We start from the raw sequence: 18,564 nt of genomic DNA on the forward strand, positions 1-18,564 counted from the left end.
GCCCCTGCGACGACGCATCCCGGCAAGGCCATGGACAAAGAGGCGGTTATCGAAGAAGCTCCGTCCCGACCCGCACCATTGGGGTGTCTCCGGCGGGGATTCTCTTGCAGGATGATCCGCGCATTTCCGACAGGCTGTTGAAAATCCAAAATGACAAACGCAAGCGACGACTTCACCGAATCCTCCCAGCCGTTCAAGCTCTTTGCCGACTGGCTGGCCGACGCCAAACAAAGCGAACCGAACGATCCCAATGCGGTGGCGCTGGCGACGGTTGACCCGGATGGCCTGCCCAATGTGCGCATGGTGCTGCTGAAGGATTTTGACGAGCAGGGTTTCGTCTTCTACACCAATTATGAAAGCACCAAGGGCAAGGAAATCCTGTCGGCGGAAAAAGCCGCCATGTGCTTCCATTGGAAGACGTTGCGCCGTCAGGTGCGCGTGCGTGGGCCGGTGGAGAAAGTCAGCGACGCCGAAGCCGATGCCTATTACGCCTCGCGCCCGCGCGGCAGCCGCATCGGCGCATGGGCATCCAAGCAGTCACGTCCGCTGGAAAGCCGTTTCGCGCTGGAAAAGGCGGTTGCGGAATATACGGCGAAATATGCCATCGGCGATATTCCTCGCCCCTCCTACTGGTCGGGTTTCCGTATCCGCCCCGTCTCGATTGAATTCTGGCATGACCGTGCCTTCCGCCTGCATGACCGCGTGCTTTTCACACGGCCCTCGCCGGAGGGCGACTGGAACAAGGATCGACTCTATCCGTAACCTGATAACAAGAAGGCCACTGAAAACAGTGGCCTTTCTTGTTATACCAGCGGCTTGACCGCCACCCAGAGGCTTCCGAGAACAAGCCCCAGGAAAATCAGCCAGCCGACGATATTGTTGGACTTGAACAGTTTCAGGCATTGGTCGGGATTGTCGATATCGAGCACGATGATCTGGCGATAGAGATGCACGCCCGCAGCAAGCAATCCGGCAAGAGCTGGCATCGGCACCTGCGCTACGGCGAAAGCCGCCGCAAAGAAGCCGATCGCACCACCATAGAGCACCATCAGCGCCGTCTTGGTATGCTTGCCAAAAAGACGCGCCGTGGAACGCACGCCCACCAGCGCGTCATCTTCCTTGTCCTGATGCGCGTAGATCGTGTCATAGCCGATCGTCCACAGGATGGCGCCGATATAGAGCAGCACCGGTGCAAGGCTCAGCGAGCCTTCGACCGCAGCCCAGCCCATGAGCGCGCCCCATGAGAAAGCAAGACCGAGCACGAATTGCGGCCAGTCGGTGATGCGCTTCATGAAGGGATAGGCAGCGACGATCAGAAGCGAGAAAATACCAAGCCCGATGGAAAACCAGTTGAACTGCATAACGACCACGAGGCCGACGAGCGCCTGCAAAACCAGAAACAGCTTGGCCTGACCGCGTGTTACCTGTCCCGAGGGCAGAGGACGCGAGCGAGTACGGTCCACCTTGTCATCAATATCCTGATCGACCAGATCGTTATAAGTGCAGCCGGAACCGCGCATCGCGATGGCGCCGACCAGAAACAGAAACAGATGCCAGAACGACGGCAACACGGCCCATGCACCATCGCCGGGCTTGGCGCCCGCCCCTGCCACGAGCGCAGCCGACCACCAGCAGGGCCAGAGAAGGAGCTGCCAGCCGATGGGACGGTCCCAGCGGGCAAGCTGCGCGTAGGGCCACAGCCAATGCGGCAGGACACGATATACCCAATGGCCGGAAGGAGCATCCTTCACCCGTCCGCGCGCATCGCGGGACTGGATGCCAGAATTGACCTGTGGGTTAGTTTGCGGATGCTGCATGGTCGTCTGCTTTCTCGAAACTGAACGACTCTACCCGCTTTTTCTGGAAAAATCGCGAGCCTGCCCTTGCCCGCGTGTGCGATGGGCAATAGAGAGCCGGGTAGTTAAGTGTTTACTTACCTCAAGCGCAGGGAGCAAGGCATGAAAGTTCTGTTGATCGGTTCCGGTGGACGCGAGCACGCCCTGGCATGGAAACTTGCCGCCTCTCCACTGCTCGAAAAGCTCTATTGCGCACCCGGCAATCCGGGCATTGCGACAGTTGCGGAACTGGTCGACATCAGCGCCGATGACCACAAGGCGCTGATCGCCTTCGCCAAGGACAAGAAGATCGATCTCGTCGTCGTCGGGCCGGAAGCGCCGCTCGTGGCTGGCCTTTCCGACGAAATGCGCAGTGAGGGTATCCGCGTGTTCGGCCCCTCCAAGGCTGCGGCACAGCTTGAGGGCTCGAAGGGCTTCACCAAGGATCTCTGCGCGCGCTTCGATATTCCAACAGGCGCCTATGGTCGCTTCAACAATGCGCCCAAGGCCAAGGCCTATATCCGCCAGCAGGGTGCGCCGATCGTTGTGAAGGCCGACGGGCTTGCCGCGGGCAAGGGCGTGGTTGTAGCAATGACGCTCGATGAAGCGCTCGACGCGGTGGACGCGTGCTTCGAGGGCGCATTCGGCTCCGCCGGTGCCGAAGTGGTGGTCGAGGAATTTCTGGACGGCGAAGAAGCAAGCTTCTTCTGCATCTGCGATGGCAAGACGGCATTGCCGCTTGGCTCGGCGCAGGATCACAAGCGCGTCGGCGACGGTGACACCGGTCCGAATACAGGCGGCATGGGTGCCTATGCACCTGCCCCGGTCATGACCCCGGAAATCGTTGAACGCACGATGCGTGAACTGATCGAACCGACCATGCGCGGCATGGCGGAAATCGGCGCGCCTTTCTCCGGCATCCTGTTCCTCGGCCTTATGATCGGCAAGGACGGCCCAAAGCTGATCGAGTACAATACCCGTTTCGGTGATCCGGAATGCCAGGTACTGATGATGCGCCTCAACAGCGACCTTCTCGCGCTCATCAATGCTGCCGTGGACGGCAAGCTGGATGAAGTTTCGCTCGACTGGAAGGATCAGCCAGCGCTGACGGTGGTGATGGCTGCGGAAGGCTATCCCTCCAATGTGAAGAAGGGCAGCGTCATCCGTGATCTCGACAAGCTCGAAGGCATCGATGGCGTCAAGGTTTTCCATGCTGGAACGGCGCAGAAGGACGGCAACATTATTGCCAATGGCGGGCGCGTGCTGAATGTCACGGCCATCGCCGACACGGTCGCAGAAGCGCAAGCACGCGCATATGAAGCCGTGAAGCGCATCGACTGGCCGGAGGGCTTCTACCGCTCCGATATCGGCTGGCGTGCCGTGGAGCGTGAGAAGCGGTCCTGACGTCACCGACAGCCTGCAATTGACGCGCAGTAATTCTTCTTTTTTAAGCGCCTTCGTCGTCGCGACGGAGGGCTGTTGCCCGTGAATGGCCATCTGCTGTCCCATCACGATGACGTGCATCGAAAACATTGACGTTTACGTAATAAGCCGATAGCTCTTATGTCGGATGGTCGTTTTGGCGCCTGCCGGAATGCGAACAGCGCCGATGCAGGAGGCTTCTGAGGAGAAGCTAGTGGTCTGATTCCAACATTTGCATCCCTCGGTTCAAGCGCCGAGCAAATGTTGGAATCAAAAGGACCACTAGTAACTTTATGTATCTAGTGGATTTTTCGAATTCGACGTTTGAGACAACCTGTGTGTCAGTCGGGATTCAAACGTCGAATTCAATCCACTGGTAAATCATATTTGGAGGAAAGATGTATCGCGCGCCGGTTTCTGAAATTTCCCATACGCTGATGAAGGTTGCAGGGCTGGAAAAAGCCCTCGATGACAACCGCTTCCCTGAATTTTCCGCCGATCTTGCCGCCGCCATTCTGGAGGAAGCCGGCAAGTTTGCCGCAGAGCGCGTCGAACCTCTGCGCATCACCGGCGACAAGCACGGCGCGACCGTCAAGGACGGTGTTGTCACGACCGCGCCGGGCTGGAAAGAGCTTTACCGCGACTGGATCGAAGGCGGCTGGAACTCGCTGACCGGCACGCCGGAATATGGCGGCCAGGGCCTGCCGATGACGATGTCGGTGGCTGTCAGCGAAATGTGGAACTCCGGCACGCTGGCCTTCGCCATCGCCCCGACGCTGACCATGGGCGCGGTCGAAGCGCTCGAAAAGCATGCCTCGAAGGAATTGAAGGACGTCTATCTCGAAAAGCTCATCAGCGGCGAGTGGATGGGCACGATGAACCTGACCGAGCCGCAGGCTGGTTCCGATCTCGGCGCACTTCGCACCCGTGCCGAACGCGCCGGCGATGGCACTTACCGCATTTTCGGCCAGAAGATTTTCATCACCTATGGCGAGCATGACCTGACCGACAATATCGTGCATCTGGTGCTGGCGCGCCTGCCCGATGCCCCGGCTGGAACCAAGGGCATTTCGCTTTTCCTCGTGCCGAAATTCCTCGTCAACGCAGACGGTTCGCTCGGACGCCGCAACGATCTGTTCTGCTCCGGCCTTGAGCACAAGATGGGCATCCATGCCTCCCCAACCTGCACCATGATCTATGGCGATGGTTTCGTTAAAGGTGAGGAACAGGGTGCCGTCGGCTATCTGATCGGCGAGGAAAATCGCGGACTGGCGTGCATGTTCACTATGATGAACAATGCCCGCCTTCTGGTTGGCATTCAGGGCGTCGGCGTTGCCGAAGCGGCTTACCAGCAGGCGCTCAGCTATGCCAAGGAGCGCAAACAGGGCCGCGCCATCGGTGCTGATCCGAAGCAAGGCATGAGCCCGATCATCGAGCATCCCGATGTGAGCCGCATGTTGCTCACCATGAAGGCGCTGACGCAGATTGCCCGCTCCATCACCTATTCCTGCGCCCATGCCATCGACATGAGCCATGCGACGGATGGCGCAGACCAGCAGTTCTGGTCAGACCGCGCCGGGCTGCTGACGCCGCTCGCCAAGAGTTTTGCCACCGATGCAGGTGTGGATGTCGCTTCGCTGGGCGTGCAAATTCATGGCGGCATGGGCTTCATCGAAGAGACGGGCGCAGCACAGTTGCTGCGCGATGCCCGCATCACGCCGATCTATGAAGGCACCAACGGCATACAGGCCATCGACCTTGTGGTGCGCAAGCTGCCGCTTGGGCAAGGTGAACATATCAAGGGCTTCCTTGAAGAATTGCAGGCAGATGCCGACAAGGCCAGCGCATCCAATCGCCCGGAACTGGGCGAAACCGGCGCACGTCTTTCCACGGCGATCGCCCAGGCCCGCGAAGCCACCGAATGGCTGCAAAAGACAGTAGCGGACGGCCAGCTTGAGGCAGCCCTTGCCGGGGCCACGCCTTACCAGCGCCTCTTGTCGCTCGTTTCAGGCGGTGCCTATCTGGCGCGCGCGGCGCTTGCCGGTGACGACAGCGGACGTGCGGTCCTGAGCCGCTTCTTCGCGGAAAACATGCTCGCCGAAGTTTCCTCCCTGAAGGATACCGTCATAACCGGCGCCGCCAGCCTTGCCGCCGCCAAATCTGCGCTGGAGGCGTAAGCATGAGCGAACATATCCTGATCGAGCGCACAGGCGCGATCCAGATCATCCGTCTCAACCGGGCCGACAAGAAGAACGCCATCACGCGCGCCATGTATGCGACCATGGCAAAAGCGCTCAAGGATGGCGACGCCGATGACGCGGTGCGTGTGCATGTGTTTCTTGGCGTGCCGGGTGCGTTCTCGTCCGGCAACGACATGCAGGATTTCATGGTTGCGGCATCGGGCGGCGACCTTGGCAACGAGGTTTTGGATTTTCTGAACGCTCTTGCCAGCGCGAAAAAGCCAATCGTTTCCGGCGTCGACGGACTTGCCATCGGCATCGGCACGACCATCCACCTGCATTGTGACCTGACATTTGCAACACCGCACGCCTTGTTCCGCACGCCATTCGTCGATCTCGGCCTTGTGCCGGAAGCTGCGTCCAGCCTGCTCGCCCCGCCGCTGATGGGACACCAGAAGGCTTTTGCGTTGTTGGCGCTTGGCCATGGTTTCACCGCGGAAGCCGCACAGGAAGCCGGTATCGTCTATCGGGTCGTAGCCGATGATGCGCTGGAAGCGGAAGTGATGAAGGCGGCGGAAGAAATAGCCGCCAAGCCTCCGCAGGCCATGCAGATTGCCCGCGCGCTGATACGCATGCCCGCCGAAAAAGTTTCCGAGCGCATCGCGCGGGAGGCCAGACATTTTGCCGAACGGCTTACCTCGGATGAGGCCCGCGAGGCTGTCATGGCATTTCTGAGCCGGAAAAAATAAACCCGGATGTTTCTTTTACGGGCGCATCTTTTCGGAATGCGCCCCAAGAACATCCGGGGGCTTTTTGGAGGTCAGCCAAAGTTATTAGCTTGCCGCATTTGCCTCACGCAAAACCGCTTCGCACTTTTGCTGGAAATGCTCTGGCTTGCCGCATTTGCCTCACGCAAAACCGCTTCACACTTTTGCTGGAAATGCTCTATTTCAGTTCCGCGCAATGATTTCCTTGCCCGAGATCACCAGACGGACGCCAAGCGTGCCCGTCTTGCGGCGAGCGAGAAAACGCGGGCGGCGACGGCGCGGCTCCTGTCCCTGGCGGCGCGCCTGCGGCTGGCCGGTGCGAACAGCGCCGGTGCTTTCATAAAGCGGGCGGGCAACACCGTCTTCCTCAACCAGCATCATCGGCAGATTGAAGCTTGCGGCCCATGCGCGCCAGTCGGCGGCAACGTCGGTCAGGTCATGCGCGACAAGCAGGGGAACGGAAAGCTGCGGATCTTCGTGCATCAGCTCCAGCGTCACCGTGATTTCGCCGAACTCATCTTCCACCGCGCGGGCGGCGACGCCCAGAAATGCGTTGGCAGGAAGCGCGATCGACATCGGCAGGCCGCTTGAAGGCAGAACCTGCCGGATCACCGCGCCGCGCTCGTTGATGGTGAAGGTAACGTCGCTGCTGCCGTCGCGGGTCGCATAGGTCACGACCTGCGGAAAATGAAACGGATCGAGCCGCAATTCCCGTCCTGCCCAATCGGGCTTCAGTCCCTTGCTCATCATTTTCGACGCCTCTGTCTCTCTGTCTCATGTCCGGTTTCCCGGTTGGGCTTTTGCCCTTGTTGAGACAGAGAATAGGCGCGGTTTATTACCGACGGGCTTAATGAGTTAAGTTAACTTTTCCTTGGCTTCGGCTTTGGTTATCAGAATGCAACCATGTGTAAGAATTCGGAAATTCTTCTGAATAAGCGTTTACTAAAAGAAACGGGCGGTAAACACCGCCCGTCTTGTTTCCGTAATAATGCGGACCTTACAGAACCTTGCCGGGGTTCATGATGCCTGCCGGATCGAAGGCCGCCTTGATGCGGCGCATGAGGTCGAGCGCGACATCCTGCTTGAAGAAGGCGAGTTCCTCACGCTTGAGCTGGCCGATGCCGTGTTCCGCCGAGATCGACCCCGTATAGCTCGCAACAATCGTGTGAATACGATGATTCAGCTCGTGCCAGCGCGCCAGGAAGGCTTCCTTGTCGGCACCCACCGGCTGCGAAACATTGTAGTGCAAATTGCCATCACCGATATGGCCGAAACAGACGATGCGCGCGCCGGGGATCATTTCCAGCGTCGCGGCATTGGCCTCTTGGATGAAGGCGGGGATGGAAGCGACCGGCACGGAAATATCGTGCTTGATCGAGCCGCCCTCCGGCTTCTGCGCCCAGGACATTTCCTCGCGCATCTTCCAGAAGGATTGCGCCTGCGCCACGCTTTCACCGATGGCGGCATCCTGAATGATGTCGTTCTCGAAAGCTTCGGTGAGGATCGTTTCCAGCGTCGCACGCGCATCCTCTTCCGAGCGGGAAGAAGAAATATCGATCAGCACATACCAGTCATGCGGGCTTTCAAGCGGATCGCGCACGCCATCGACGTGACGCACGGTAAACTCCACGCCGACGCGCGGCATCAGTTCAAAACCGGTCAGCGATGGGCCAGCGTGTTCGGTGGCAAGCTGGAACAGTCGCAGCACGTCTTCCGGACTGCGCAGGCCCGCATAAGCCACGCCCTTGCCCTTCGGCTGGGGGAAGATTTTCAAAACCGCCGCCGTGATGACGCCAAGCGTGCCTTCCGAGCCCACGAATAGGTCTTTCAGGTCGTAGCCGGTATTGTCCTTCTTGACGTAGCGGAGATCATTCAAAACCTCGCCGGTCGGCAGCACGACTTCGAGGCCGAGGCAAAGCTCGCGCATATTGCCGTAGGCAAGCACTGCCGTGCCGCCAGCATTGGAGCCAAGATTGCCGCCAATCTGGCACGAGCCTTCCGCACCCAAGGACAGCGGAAACAGGCGACCGGCTTTTTCCACGGCGTCCTGAAGGTTTTTCAGAATCACGCCCGCTTCCAGCGTTACCAGATTGCCAACCGTATCAAGATTGCGGATGCGGTTCATGCGGCCCAGCGAAAGAATGATGGCCGTGCCGCTTTCATCGGGCTGCTGCCCGCCGACGAGACCGGTATTGCCGCCCTGCGGCACCACCGGTGTCTTCGTTTCGCTGGCAAGCTTCATGATGGCTGCGACTTCTTCCGTCGAGCCCGGACGGAGAACAAGCGGCGTGCGGCCATGATAGAGATCGCGCTGCTCGATGAGATAAGCGGCGAGATCTTCCGGCGCGGTCAGCGCATTCTTTTCGCCCACGATGGCGGAGAAACGTTCGATCAGAGCGGTGTCCAGCATAGTCTGTCTCTTGAATTCAAGGGAGGATTAACGCGGGGCCGCCGCGCGTTTCAAACGGTCGTTGATGGCCTCGCCGAGACCGTCAAAAGGGATGGGTTCGACAGCGATGGTGGCGGCACCTGTCGCGTCCAGCCTGCGCATGAAATCGAACAGATTGGCCGCTGCCTCACGCAAATTGCCATTGGCGCTCAGGTTCAAGATCGTTGCCGCGCCTTCTGCACCAGCCACGCGCTGCGGGCCGAAGGCAAGCAGCGCCTCACCCGGCCGCACCGAACCAACATCGAGCCGCATCGCCGCGTCAGGCGCATAATGCGATGCCATCATGCCCGGTGCCTGAATTGCGGAAGTGTGGTCGGCACGCACCAGCTTTTCGCCAATCACAGCCTCGATTTCTTCCGCAGCCAGCCCGCCCGGACGCAGCAGATGCACCCTGTTGCCGTCAACCTTGACGATGGTGGATTCAACCCCGACGCCACAAGGGCCTGCATCAAGGATCAGGTCCAGCCTGTTGCCGAGATCGCCCGCGACTGCGCTCGCGCTCGTCGGGCTGATGCGGCCTGAGGTGTTGGCGCTTGGCGCAGCCACCGGGCTGTCGAGCCCCTCGATGATATCGCGCACGCGGCCAAGCGGCATACGGATGGCGAGGGTTTGCAGCCCTGCGGTCACGAGAGGATGAATTGGCCGACCCGTATCCTGCCGGTCTTTCAGGGGCAGCACGATGGTGAGCGGCCCCGGCCAGAACATTTCGGCAAGCTTGCGTGACAGAGCGTCGAAAGTGACATAGCGCTCGGCCATGGCAATGCCGCTTACATGGGCAATCAGCGGATTGAACTGCGGGCGTCCCTTGGCCGCGAAGATACCGGCCACGCCCTCGCCGTTGGACGCATCTGCGGCAAGGCCATAGACTGTCTCGGTCGGAATGGCGACGAGACCGCCGCGCCGCAGCACTTCCACTGCGCGCAGGACCGCCTCATCATCGAATTTGACTATATCGGACACTGGTTTTCCGCCTCTCGGGCGTCCCAAGTTAAGCCTGTTCTGCCTACACAAGCTGAGGCCCCTGCGCAAGCAAGCTCGGCCTCCGTCCGGGCACAATCACGGGAAGACGATCATGATTGCGCATGAAAAATTGCGTTTTGTTAGGTTTTTCAGGGCATGGTGCGTTTATTCATGCGTGAGGTGAATAATGTTATCGCGATTTATCGCTATTTCGCTAATGGCCATCGGACTGCCCGCAATTGCGTTCGCCAACGGAAGTGAAGGCGCGCCGTCGACTTATCAGGTCGGCTCCATCGACTATATCGGCTATGACAGGATCGGGGCCAACGGCCTGCCAGTCTGTGGTCCCTGCGCGGAAAAGCAGGCCGCCGAACTCGACGCACAGAAGGCAATCGAGGCACGCCGCAAGCGCGCCCGCGCCTATATGGCCCGCATGCAAGGCCAGCCCGTCCCGGATGATCTGCTAGAGCCCGCCGCCACGCCAGCGGAGGATTTCGACCCCGCCAAACCGGTGCGGGTGGTTGGCGACGCCTGGGCAGCGGCATCGGGCGAAACCGATCTGGGTTCCCTCGAACTCAGACCCAGCCTGAAATAGACAAAAATGGTGCCAGCCCCTCGTCCCTCATCCTGATGAGGCTCGCAGGGCCGTCTCGAAGGATCGAGCGACGAAGCGCAAAATCGAAGGGCGCGACAGACGCTGTGCGTTTCCCTCGAACCCTTCGAGACGCCTCCCTTCGACAAGCTCAGGGAGGCTCCTCAGGATGAGGGAAAATGGAGCCGCACGTGGCTGATTATCAGCCAGCGATTTTCGAGAAATCCGCCACCTTGCCGGTAGCCGCACGAATCTGGTCGAGCAATGCCAGACGATTGGCGCGGACATTTTCGTCCTCGTCGTTCACCAGCACCTTTTCAAAGAATGTATCGACAGGACCGCGTAGCTTGGCAAGCGCCAGCATCGCGCCGTTGAAATCTTCACGGGAAATGGCAGCTTCGGCATCCTTCGAAGCCAGAGTGACGGCTTCAAACAGTGCCTTTTCTTCCGCCTCACGCAACAAAGCCGGGTCAACGTGGTCGGCGACCTTCGTACCCTTCTTTTCCTCGGCAGCGAGAATGTTGGCGGCGCGCTTGGTGCCTGCCAGCAGGTTCTTGCCGTCTTCCTCGTTGATGAAGACGATCAGCGCTTCCAGACGGCGGGCGACCAGCAGCAGATTGTCGGCTTCCGGCGACAGCACCGCGTCGATGGCGTCGTAACGCGCGCCTTCTTCCTTCAGATGCACCTTGAAACGGTCGTGGAAGAAGGAGAGAAGATCGGCCAGCACTGGTTCGGAAGATGCTTCCGCCTCGGCACGAGCCTGCTTTTCATAGCTGGCCAAGGCATTGTCCACATCCTGCTCGCCGTCAACATCGCCGGAATTTTCCGCAGCAAGCCTGGCTTCAAATTCGCGCAGCTTGCGCTGCACCTGACCCTCTTTCAGCGCGGCAAAGGCAGAACGGAAAAGCGGTAGCAGCGGGAATTTCCATTCCTGCGACAGCAGGAGACGGATCACGCCCAGTGCTGCACGGCGAAGCGCGTAAGGGTCCTTCGAACCCGTCGGCTTTTCATCGATGGCCCAGAAGCCAACCAGCGTGTCGAGCTTGTCGGCAAGCGCGACGGCAACCGAAACCGGGTTCTTCGGCACCACATCAGACGGGCCTTGCGGCTTGTAATGTTCTTCAATGGCTGCGGCGACGGCGTCACTTTCGCCCTGAAGCAACGCATATTTGCGGCCCATCGCGCCCTGAAGCTCAGGGAACTCGCCGACAACTTCCGTCTGGAGGTCGGCCTTGGCGAGCACGGCTGCACGAGTGGCAAGCTTTGGATCGGCACCAACCAGCGGCGCGATCTGGGCAGCGAGTTCGCGAATGCGTTCGACGCGTTGCCCTTGCGTGCCAAGCTTGGCATGGAAGGTCACATTCAGTGCATCCAGACGCGCCATGCGCTGATCGAGCGGCTTCTTCAGGTCGAGATCGAACTTCTGTGCCGAAGCGGCCAGCTTGTCGAGGTCGGGCAAATCGTGCTGGTCGGTGTGCCAGAAATAGAGCGCATCCGACAGGCGCGCGCGCACCACCTTGCCGTTGCCATAGGCGATTTCCGTGCCGCCGTCGCGGGCTGCGATGTTCGACACCAGAATGAATTTGTTGGAAAGGGCTTCCGTTTCGCCCTGCTTGCGGGTGACGAAGCATTTCTGGTTGGCGCGGATGGTCAGGCGGATGACTTCCGGCGGGATGGCCAGAAATTCTTCCTCGAACTCGCCCATCAGCACGACCGGCCATTCGACGAGACCAGACACCTCTTCCAGAAGTCCCTCGTCCTCGACCAGCTCAAGGCCGGAAGCGAAGGCGAGATTATGCGCGTCTTGCGAAATGATTTCCTTGCGGCGTTCGGCGTCGAGAACCACGAAAGCCTTTTCGAGCTTTTCGACATAATCCTCAAAACGGCGCACCTTGATTGCCTGACCGTCGCTCAGGAAACGATGACCGTAGGTCACATTGCCCGACTTGATGCCGTCGACATCGAAATCGATGACCACGGTTTCCTCTGTTTCAGGGCCGAAAGTGCAGAGGATCGACTGCAGCGGACGCACCCAACGAAGCGAACCCGGCTTGGCAGAAGCCGCACCCCAGCGCATGGATTTCGGCCATGGGAAATTGCGGATCGTATGCGGCACCAGCTCGGCGACAATTTCTTCCGCAGCGCGGCCCGGCTTCGTCAGATGGGCGACGTAGAAATCGCCCTTCTTCGGGTCGGAATGCACGTGCGCCTGCGATACATCCGTCAGGCCTGCCTTGCGCAGAAAGCCCTGAATGGCCTGCTCGGGTGCTGTGACCGACGGGCCCTTGATGTCCTCGTGCACGTCCTTGGAACGCACGGTAAGGCCACGAATATCAAGCGCCAGACGGCGCGGCGTCCAGTAGGCGGTCGCCGCTTCGTAAGTTAAACCAGCTTCCACCAGACCATCGGTAATCATCTTTTTCAGATCACCGGCAGCCTTGCGCTGCATGCGGGCGGGAATTTCCTCGGAAAAGAGTTCGAGCAGTAGATCAGGCATCACAGAGCCTCATTCTTGTAATTAAAGCCGCCTGCATCGGTGAGCAGAAATGCCTCGCCGCACTGACGTGCGAGATTGCGCACGCGCAAGATGTAGCTCTGGCGCTCGGTAACCGAGATCACGCCGCGCGCATCCATCAGATTGAAGACATGGGATGCCTTGATGCACTGATCGTAGGCCGGGAAAACGCTCTTGTGCATTTTATGATTGGCGTCAGGTGCCGGAGCACCGGCTTTCAGAATGGCTTCGCATTCGCGCTCCGCATCGATAAAATGCTGATGCAAAGCCTCGGTATTGGCCATTTCGAAATTGTAGCGGGAATATTCCTGCTCGGCTTGCAGGAACACTTCGCCATAGGTGACCTTCTCGTCGCCTTCGAGACCATTGAAGTTGAGGTCGTAAACATTGTCCACGCCCTGCACATACATGGCGAGGCGTTCGAGACCGTAGGTCAGCTCACCGGAAACCGGCGAGCATTCAATGCCGCAGACCTGCTGAAAGTAAGTGAACTGCGACACTTCCATGCCGTCGCACCAGCATTCCCAGCCGAGGCCCCACGCCCCAAGCGTCGGGCTTTCCCAGTCGTCCTCCACGAAGCGCACGTCATGCAGCGTCGGGTCGAGACCGATCGCGCGCAACGAACCGAGATAAAGATCCTGAAGGTTCGGCGGCGACGGCTTGATGATCACCTGATACTGGTAATAGTGCTGGAGACGGTTGGGATTTTCACCATAGCGGCCGTCCTTTGGGCGGCGCGACGGCTGCACATAGGCAGCCCTCCACGGCTTCGGCCCCAGCGAGCGCAGCGTCGTTGCCGGGTGGAACGTACCCGCGCCCACTTCCATGTCGTATGGCTGCAGAATGGCGCAACCGTGTTCCGCCCAATAGTTATGGAGCGTCAGGATCAAACCCTGAAAGGAACGGGTGGGATGCATATGTGCTGGCAACGTACTGGACACGGGGTCGGGCCTCGTAATTGAAATGATGGCCCGGTCTAATTTGTCAGCACCGCAGGGTCAAGCATGACATTTGATCGCTGAAAGCGCCAGACCGGCAAACATTGCGGCACCGGGCCAGACCGGACATATGCAATCGCCCAAACATAATAACGTTCTTTATGATTAAAACGGAAATTAAATATACAAAATAACATACTAATAGTTGCTTATTTAAAGCGCACATGAATCTTGATAAACGGCACTTTCAATTTTGGAATCAACAGGTTTTCATGTGACTTGGAATAAGCCAGTAGTAGTAAAATCGAATAATTTATTATATAATATTGCATCTGCACGCAATGCAGAATGGTTTCTGCTTAAGCACTGGCCCTTGTTTGAGCCTTCGGATTTAGACGAGGTATTGTTGTCATGCCTTTTGAGCTGGCCGGAGAATGCCGCAGCAGAGCAGCGCGCCAGAGTAAAATTCATCCGGGCTTGCGCCAATGCCGGCATTCTGGCTGCTGGTGTTGCGAATGGTGGCGACGTCCCTCAACACATCATCGCCACGAAAATGAGACCCGCTGCAAGCGGTCAGCCCGACATCTGTCTCCCGCCTTCCGCTGTGAAACGCACGCCTAAGAACAGGAAGCGATTTCGATCAAGACGCGCCTCGCAACGAAGAGTGAAAGCGCTGTGCACCGCCGCCTATGCGAGGGCGCAGCAATTCTCAATCCGCAGCAGGCTTGTCTTCGGCAGGCTTTTCCGTCTTGGCCGATGATTGGCCCGCGACATCGGGCAGCCCCTTCTTGAGCTTTTCCTCGATCTTGACCAGTTCTTCGGGTTCGGGCTTGCCTGCAATTGCATGGTTCCACTGGAACGTCGCTTCCAGAAGCCGCCCGACGCGCCAGTAAGCGTCACCCATGTGATCATTGATCGTCGGATCTTCTGGGCGAAGCTTGACCGCCTTTTCCAGTTCGATCACCGCTTCCGGATAGCGTCCGAGCATGTAGTATGCCCAGCCGAGCGAGTCGACGATATAACCGTCCTGCGGTCGCAGTTCGACCGCCTTCTTGATCATGCCCAGCGCTTCATCGAGATTCTCGCCGCGGTCGACCCAGGAATAACCGAGATAATTCAGGACCTGCGGCTGGTCGGGATAAAGCTCAAGCGCCTTGCGGAAATTTGGCTCCGCCTTGTCCCATTCCTTCAAGCGTTCATAGGCAATGCCGCGCTGATAAAAGACCGGCCAGTCCTTGCGTTCCGGCGTCTTTATCTGTTGGACGGCAGCATCATAAATTTTCGCCGCGTCGGCGAAATTCTTGTCCTGCGCATAGACGCCGCCGAGCGCCAGATAGGTGCGCATGTCGGTCTTGTCGCGTTCCAGCAGGATCTTGAGCTGCTTGATGGCTTCCGCCGACTGGCTGTTTTCGGCCAGATTGAGCGCACGCTGCATCTCGGCATCGCGGCGGTAAGGCGATTTTTCCGGCACGCGGCCATAATATTCGATGGCCTTTTCCGGCTGGCGTAATTTCGCGGAAATATCGCCCAACTGATAAAGCGTCGCATCATTATCCGGGCGCAGCGGCAGCGACATCTGCAGATACAGCTTGGCGAACGCTTCCGCGCCGCTGCGGTTGATCGCGGTTCCAAGCGTATAAAGCGCCTCGGCGGCCCCTTCCTGCGCGGTCTTGATCAGGCGTCCGTATTTCTCGCCAGCCTCGATCTTTTCGCGCATTTCCGTGATCGTCATGCGACCGTTCAGAAGCTCCTCGGCATCTTTCAAAATCTTGATCGCGCCTTCCTTGTCGCCCTGACGGAGCTTGAAGGAGGCATAGGCCATGACGATGCGCTCATATGTATCGGGCGCAGCACTTCCGCCCGGCCTGTCGTCGACTGCCTGCTGGTAGAAATCACGCGCTTCCTGCTTCTGGCCGGCAAGATCGGCTATCAGCGCGGAATTATAGGTGCGGAACAAGCCGTACCATTCCGGCCCCTGCATCTTCTGGATATCGGCGAGCGCCTGTTTCGGATTGCCCTGCCCGACCTTCACCCATGCGCTCATGAAGCCGGTCGAGAGACGATCCATATCGGATTGCAGGGACAGCATCAGAAGCGGACCGACCTTGCGATATTGCTTGCGATTGATCGCATCGATGGCCAGCGCCACGCGGGAAAACCGCTCTATGTCGGGAACATTCTTCAGTTCTTCCGCCAGAGGCAGCGCGTCGTTGAACCGGCCTTCGGTCAGCAAGACCAGCAGCAGGTCCTGCTTGATCTGCGCATTGCCCGGGTCGAAGGCCATGGCCTGACGGTAGAAATCCACGGCAGCGGCGAGATTGTTGTCGGATTCGGCTGTGCGGGCGGCAAGATATGCCCCGGCGAACGAACCGGCGCGGACAGGGGGCGATGCAGGATCGGTTGTCGCCTTGGCCAAAGCGCCGCTTGTCGGGATTGCAATTCCCGCCAGAAGCGAGAGCAGCAAACCATAAAGCGGGCGGTATTTCGATCCTTGCCGCATAAAGCCCTATCCTCTTCTCAAATTCCTGTGACAGATACCGGCAAGCAAACCACAAAAGCTCCGAAGTGCCGGGCACGCTGTCTCTTTGCCGGAAAAGGCACCCCAAGCATGGCCTTTTTGGGATGGCGGGGCAAGAAAAGCATCCGTGATAGAATGCTTTTCCCGAGTATTCTTGGCCTGCAAGGATGCGGGCCGGTCAGTTCACACGGCTGATGCAGAAATCGATGACTTCGATCAGCGCGTCCTTCTGCGGCGTCGCTTTCAAAGGCGCCAGGGCGTCGCGGGCGATCTCGCCGAAATGCCGCGCGCGCTGCACCGTGTCGGCAATCGCGCCGTGCTTCGTCATCAGGCCGATGGCCTTCTGCAAGGATGCGTCGTCGCTAGCGCCCTCTTCGATCGCGTGTTTCCAGAAAGCGCGCTCATCGTCGGTGCCGCGGCGATAGCTCAATATAACCGGAAGGGTAATCTTGCCTTCGCGGAAATCGTCGCCGGTATTCTTGCCGAGATCGGCTGCCGAACCGCCGTAATCGAGCGCGTCATCGACGAGCTGGAAGGCAAGGCCGAGATTGAGGCCGTAGTCGCGCAAGGCTGCGCGATCCGCCGGCCGCGCGCCAGCGATGATCGGGCCAACTTCACCGGCAGCCGAAAACAGCGCCGCAGTCTTGGCCTTGATGACCGCCAGATATTCGTCCTCGGTGGTTTCCATGTTCTTGGCGGCGGCAAGCTGCATCACTTCGCCTTCGGCGATCACCGAGGCCGAGGTCGCCAGAACGTCCAGCGCGTCGAGCGAGCCGACGTCGACCATCATCTTGAAGGCCTGCCCCAGAAGGAAATCGCCGACGAGAACGCTCGCCTGATTGCCCCAGATCATGCGCGCCGTGCTCTTGCCGCGACGCAGATCGCTTTCGTCGACCACATCGTCATGCAGAAGCGTTGCGGTGTGCATGAACTCCACGGCAGTGGCGAGACGCACATGGCCATCGCCTTCGTAGCCGAACATGCGGGCGGCTGCGAGCGTCATCATGGGACGCAGGCGCTTGCCGCCGGAGGAAATCAGATGATTGGCAACTTCCGGTATCATTTCGACATCGGACCCGGCGCGGGAAAGGATCATCTCGTTCACCCGCGCCATATCGGCTTTCGTCAGATCGACGAGCGGCTGAACCGATCCTTCCTGTTTCTTTTTACCGTCCAGATTCAGAACCAAACCCAATGCCATTTCTCCTAGCTGCCCGGCCACATTATTGAAACGGACCGGATTGCTCAAGTCGCAACTGGCCCCACAGCGCCCCCAAAGCGCTCCCGAGCGTTACTATTCCGACGCCTGTTCACCATTGAAGGAAGCTGTTGTCAATGCGGTGCATTCGCTACAAAGTGTTCACATGATCGAACTTATCCGTACGAATGATTCCGTTCTGCTGTCCTTTGCCGAAGCCTTGATGAAAGAGGCCGGGATCGCTTATTTCATCGCAGACACGAATATGAGCATCATTGAAGGTTCTCTCGGCGTTTTGCCGCGCCGCCTTCTGGTCAGCGATGACCAGGTTGAGGAAGCACGGCAAATCCTGATCGATGCCAAGATTGAACACGAACTGCGCGATCAATGAATCCCGAAACCGAAAATGACGCAGGAGAAACCCTCGATGTGTTCCATCGTGGGGCATTTCACCTTGTCCAGCCCGCATTGAAGGGCCATCGCTCCGGTGTGGATGCGATGATTCTGGCCAGTGCGGTTCCGAACGGCTTTGCCGGACGCGTTGCCGATCTTGGCAGTGGCGCGGGTGCTGCCGGGCTTGCCGTCGCCTCCCGCTGCGCTGGCGCCACCGTCACTCTTGTCGAGCGCTCCACTTTCATGGCCGGTTTTGCCCGCAAGAGCATCGACCATCCGCTGAATGCGGCTCTGGCAGGCCGCGTCAATGTAATCGAGGCCGATGTGGCCCTGAGAGGCAAGGCGCGCATCGCCGCCGGACTTGCCGACAACAGCTTCGATTTCGCCATCATGAACCCGCCCTTCAACGAAGCGCGGGATCGCAGCACGCCCGACCCCCTGAAGGCGGAAGCGCATGTCATGCCTGAAGGCATGTTCGAACAATGGGTGCGCACTGCGGCAGCAATCGTGAAACCCGGCGGCGGCATCGCCATCATCGCGCGGCCCGGTTCCATCTCTCCCATTCTCGAAGCCCTGTCGGGACGGTTCGGCGGCCTGAGAATCGTTCCGGTCCAGCCGCGCCCGGACGCGGCAGCAATCCGTATCGTCGTGACAGGAATACGAGGAAGCCGCGCCGGTCTCTCGCTGATGCCCGCACTTGTTCTGCACGGCAGCGAGGGACATGGCTTCACGCCGCGCGCCGATGGCATCAATAACGGGCTCGACGCCCTCCTTTAGAGCGGTTCCCGTTAGAGCGG

15 protein-coding genes are annotated in these 18,564 nt (G+C 59.2%); 7 read left to right on the forward strand and 8 right to left on the reverse strand.

Translation table 11 applies throughout. The features are described 5' to 3' along the window. The first annotated feature begins 150 nt into the window (after positions 1-150). Entirely contained in the window at positions 151-762 is a 612-nt protein-coding gene (pdxH, locus tag ACS5UA_RS03765; RefSeq protein ID WP_006466183.1) for a pyridoxamine 5'-phosphate oxidase, read from the forward strand. A gap of 41 nt (positions 763-803) precedes the next feature. Here the strand turns inward: pdxH and ubiA are convergent, their stop codons facing one another. Beyond that, positions 804-1,817, reverse strand: a complete 1,014-nt coding sequence (ubiA, locus tag ACS5UA_RS03770; RefSeq protein WP_443101176.1) for a 4-hydroxybenzoate octaprenyltransferase — start codon at positions 1,815-1,817, stop codon at positions 804-806. Between the two features lie 141 nt (positions 1,818-1,958). On the opposite strand from ubiA, the gene purD reads away from it, so the two are divergent. From purD to ACS5UA_RS03785, 3 genes are all read left to right on the forward strand, one after another. After that, positions 1,959-3,239 carry a phosphoribosylamine--glycine ligase gene (gene purD, locus ACS5UA_RS03775; protein WP_443101177.1) on the forward strand — a complete coding sequence of 427 codons (1,281 nt, stop codon included), beginning with the start codon at positions 1,959-1,961 and terminating at the stop codon, positions 3,237-3,239. 416 nt (positions 3,240-3,655) lie between these two features. Continuing rightward, the gene (locus ACS5UA_RS03780) at positions 3,656-5,434 is read left to right on the forward strand and encodes an acyl-CoA dehydrogenase (protein WP_176055906.1); all 1,779 of its coding nucleotides are present in this window, start codon (positions 3,656-3,658) and stop codon (positions 5,432-5,434) included. 2 nt (positions 5,435-5,436) lie between these two features. Beyond that, positions 5,437-6,186 carry a crotonase/enoyl-CoA hydratase family protein gene (locus ACS5UA_RS03785; protein ID WP_006470653.1) on the forward strand — a complete coding sequence of 250 codons (750 nt, stop codon included), beginning with the start codon at positions 5,437-5,439 and terminating at the stop codon, positions 6,184-6,186. A 201-nt stretch (positions 6,187-6,387) separates the two neighbouring features. Here the strand turns inward: ACS5UA_RS03785 and ACS5UA_RS03790 are convergent, their stop codons facing one another. From ACS5UA_RS03790 to ACS5UA_RS03800, 3 genes are all read right to left on the reverse strand, one after another. After that, positions 6,388-6,954: a DUF6101 family protein gene (locus ACS5UA_RS03790; protein WP_006470652.1), complete on the reverse strand. Its 567-nt coding sequence runs from the start codon at positions 6,952-6,954 to the stop codon at positions 6,388-6,390. Between the two features lie 247 nt (positions 6,955-7,201). After that, a complete protein-coding gene (locus tag ACS5UA_RS03795) occupies positions 7,202-8,614 on the reverse strand; it encodes an FAD-binding oxidoreductase (RefSeq protein ID WP_443101178.1) in 1,413 nt (470 codons plus the stop codon). 27 nt (positions 8,615-8,641) lie between these two features. Next, the gene (locus ACS5UA_RS03800) at positions 8,642-9,613 is read right to left on the reverse strand and encodes an L-threonylcarbamoyladenylate synthase (RefSeq protein ID WP_443101179.1); all 972 of its coding nucleotides are present in this window, start codon (positions 9,611-9,613) and stop codon (positions 8,642-8,644) included. 187 nt (positions 9,614-9,800) lie between these two features. Here ACS5UA_RS03800 and ACS5UA_RS03805 point away from each other — a divergent pair, with 187 nt between their 5' ends. Further along, positions 9,801-10,208, forward strand: coding sequence for a hypothetical protein (locus tag ACS5UA_RS03805; protein ID WP_443101180.1), 408 nt, complete (start codon positions 9,801-9,803; stop codon positions 10,206-10,208). A gap of 199 nt (positions 10,209-10,407) precedes the next feature. Here ACS5UA_RS03805 and glyS read toward each other — a convergent pair whose 3' ends face one another. From glyS to ACS5UA_RS03825, 4 genes are all read right to left on the reverse strand, one after another. Next, on the reverse strand, positions 10,408-12,702 hold the full coding sequence (gene glyS, locus ACS5UA_RS03810; RefSeq protein WP_443101181.1) for a glycine--tRNA ligase subunit beta: 2,295 nt from the start codon (positions 12,700-12,702) through the stop codon (positions 10,408-10,410). Then, positions 12,702-13,637, reverse strand: a complete 936-nt coding sequence (locus tag ACS5UA_RS03815) for a glycine--tRNA ligase subunit alpha (protein WP_006470647.1) — start codon at positions 13,635-13,637, stop codon at positions 12,702-12,704. Before ACS5UA_RS03815 ends, glyS begins: the two co-directional genes overlap by 1 nt. Positions 13,638-14,367: 730 nt before the next feature. Beyond that, entirely contained in the window at positions 14,368-16,158 is a 1,791-nt protein-coding gene (locus tag ACS5UA_RS03820) for a tetratricopeptide repeat protein (protein ID WP_006470646.1), read from the reverse strand. A 196-nt stretch (positions 16,159-16,354) separates the two neighbouring features. Next, positions 16,355-17,371 (reverse strand): polyprenyl synthetase family protein, encoded by a 1,017-nt coding sequence (locus ACS5UA_RS03825; RefSeq protein WP_006470645.1) that lies wholly within the window; start codon positions 17,369-17,371, stop codon positions 16,355-16,357. 169 nt (positions 17,372-17,540) lie between these two features. On the opposite strand from ACS5UA_RS03825, the gene ACS5UA_RS03830 reads away from it, so the two are divergent. Further along, the gene (locus ACS5UA_RS03830) at positions 17,541-17,765 is read left to right on the forward strand and encodes a putative signal transducing protein (RefSeq protein WP_025089683.1); all 225 of its coding nucleotides are present in this window, start codon (positions 17,541-17,543) and stop codon (positions 17,763-17,765) included. Beyond that, entirely contained in the window at positions 17,762-18,544 is a 783-nt protein-coding gene (locus ACS5UA_RS03835; RefSeq protein ID WP_443101182.1) for a tRNA1(Val) (adenine(37)-N6)-methyltransferase, read from the forward strand. Before ACS5UA_RS03830 ends, ACS5UA_RS03835 begins: the two co-directional genes overlap by 4 nt. The last annotated feature ends 20 nt before the right edge of the window (positions 18,545-18,564 follow it).

The sequence above is a fragment of the Brucella sp. RRSP16 genome (assembly GCF_052246815.1).
GTDB lineage: Bacteria > Pseudomonadota > Alphaproteobacteria > Rhizobiales > Rhizobiaceae > Brucella > Brucella intermedia.

Coding starts and splice junctions, on each gene's coding strand:
- pdxH (WP_006466183.1), top strand. CDS start 151: ATGACAAACGCAAGCGACGACTTCACCGAATCCTCCCAGCCGTTCAAG.
- glyS (WP_443101181.1), bottom strand. CDS start 12,702: ATGCCTGATCTACTGCTCGAACTCTTTTCCGAGGAAATTCCCGCCCGC.
- ACS5UA_RS03830 (WP_025089683.1), top strand. CDS start 17,541: ATGATCGAACTTATCCGTACGAATGATTCCGTTCTGCTGTCCTTTGCC.
- purD (WP_443101177.1), top strand. CDS start 1,959: ATGAAAGTTCTGTTGATCGGTTCCGGTGGACGCGAGCACGCCCTGGCA.
- ACS5UA_RS03795 (WP_443101178.1), bottom strand. CDS start 8,614: ATGCTGGACACCGCTCTGATCGAACGTTTCTCCGCCATCGTGGGCGAA.
- ACS5UA_RS03835 (WP_443101182.1), top strand. CDS start 17,762: ATGAATCCCGAAACCGAAAATGACGCAGGAGAAACCCTCGATGTGTTC.
- ACS5UA_RS03820 (WP_006470646.1), bottom strand. CDS start 16,158: ATGCGGCAAGGATCGAAATACCGCCCGCTTTATGGTTTGCTGCTCTCG.
- ACS5UA_RS03815 (WP_006470647.1), bottom strand. CDS start 13,637: ATGCATCCCACCCGTTCCTTTCAGGGTTTGATCCTGACGCTCCATAAC.
- ACS5UA_RS03780 (WP_176055906.1), top strand. CDS start 3,656: ATGTATCGCGCGCCGGTTTCTGAAATTTCCCATACGCTGATGAAGGTT.
- ubiA (WP_443101176.1), bottom strand. CDS start 1,817: ATGCAGCATCCGCAAACTAACCCACAGGTCAATTCTGGCATCCAGTCC.
- ACS5UA_RS03785 (WP_006470653.1), top strand. CDS start 5,437: ATGAGCGAACATATCCTGATCGAGCGCACAGGCGCGATCCAGATCATC.
- ACS5UA_RS03805 (WP_443101180.1), top strand. CDS start 9,801: ATGTTATCGCGATTTATCGCTATTTCGCTAATGGCCATCGGACTGCCC.
- ACS5UA_RS03790 (WP_006470652.1), bottom strand. CDS start 6,954: ATGATGAGCAAGGGACTGAAGCCCGATTGGGCAGGACGGGAATTGCGG.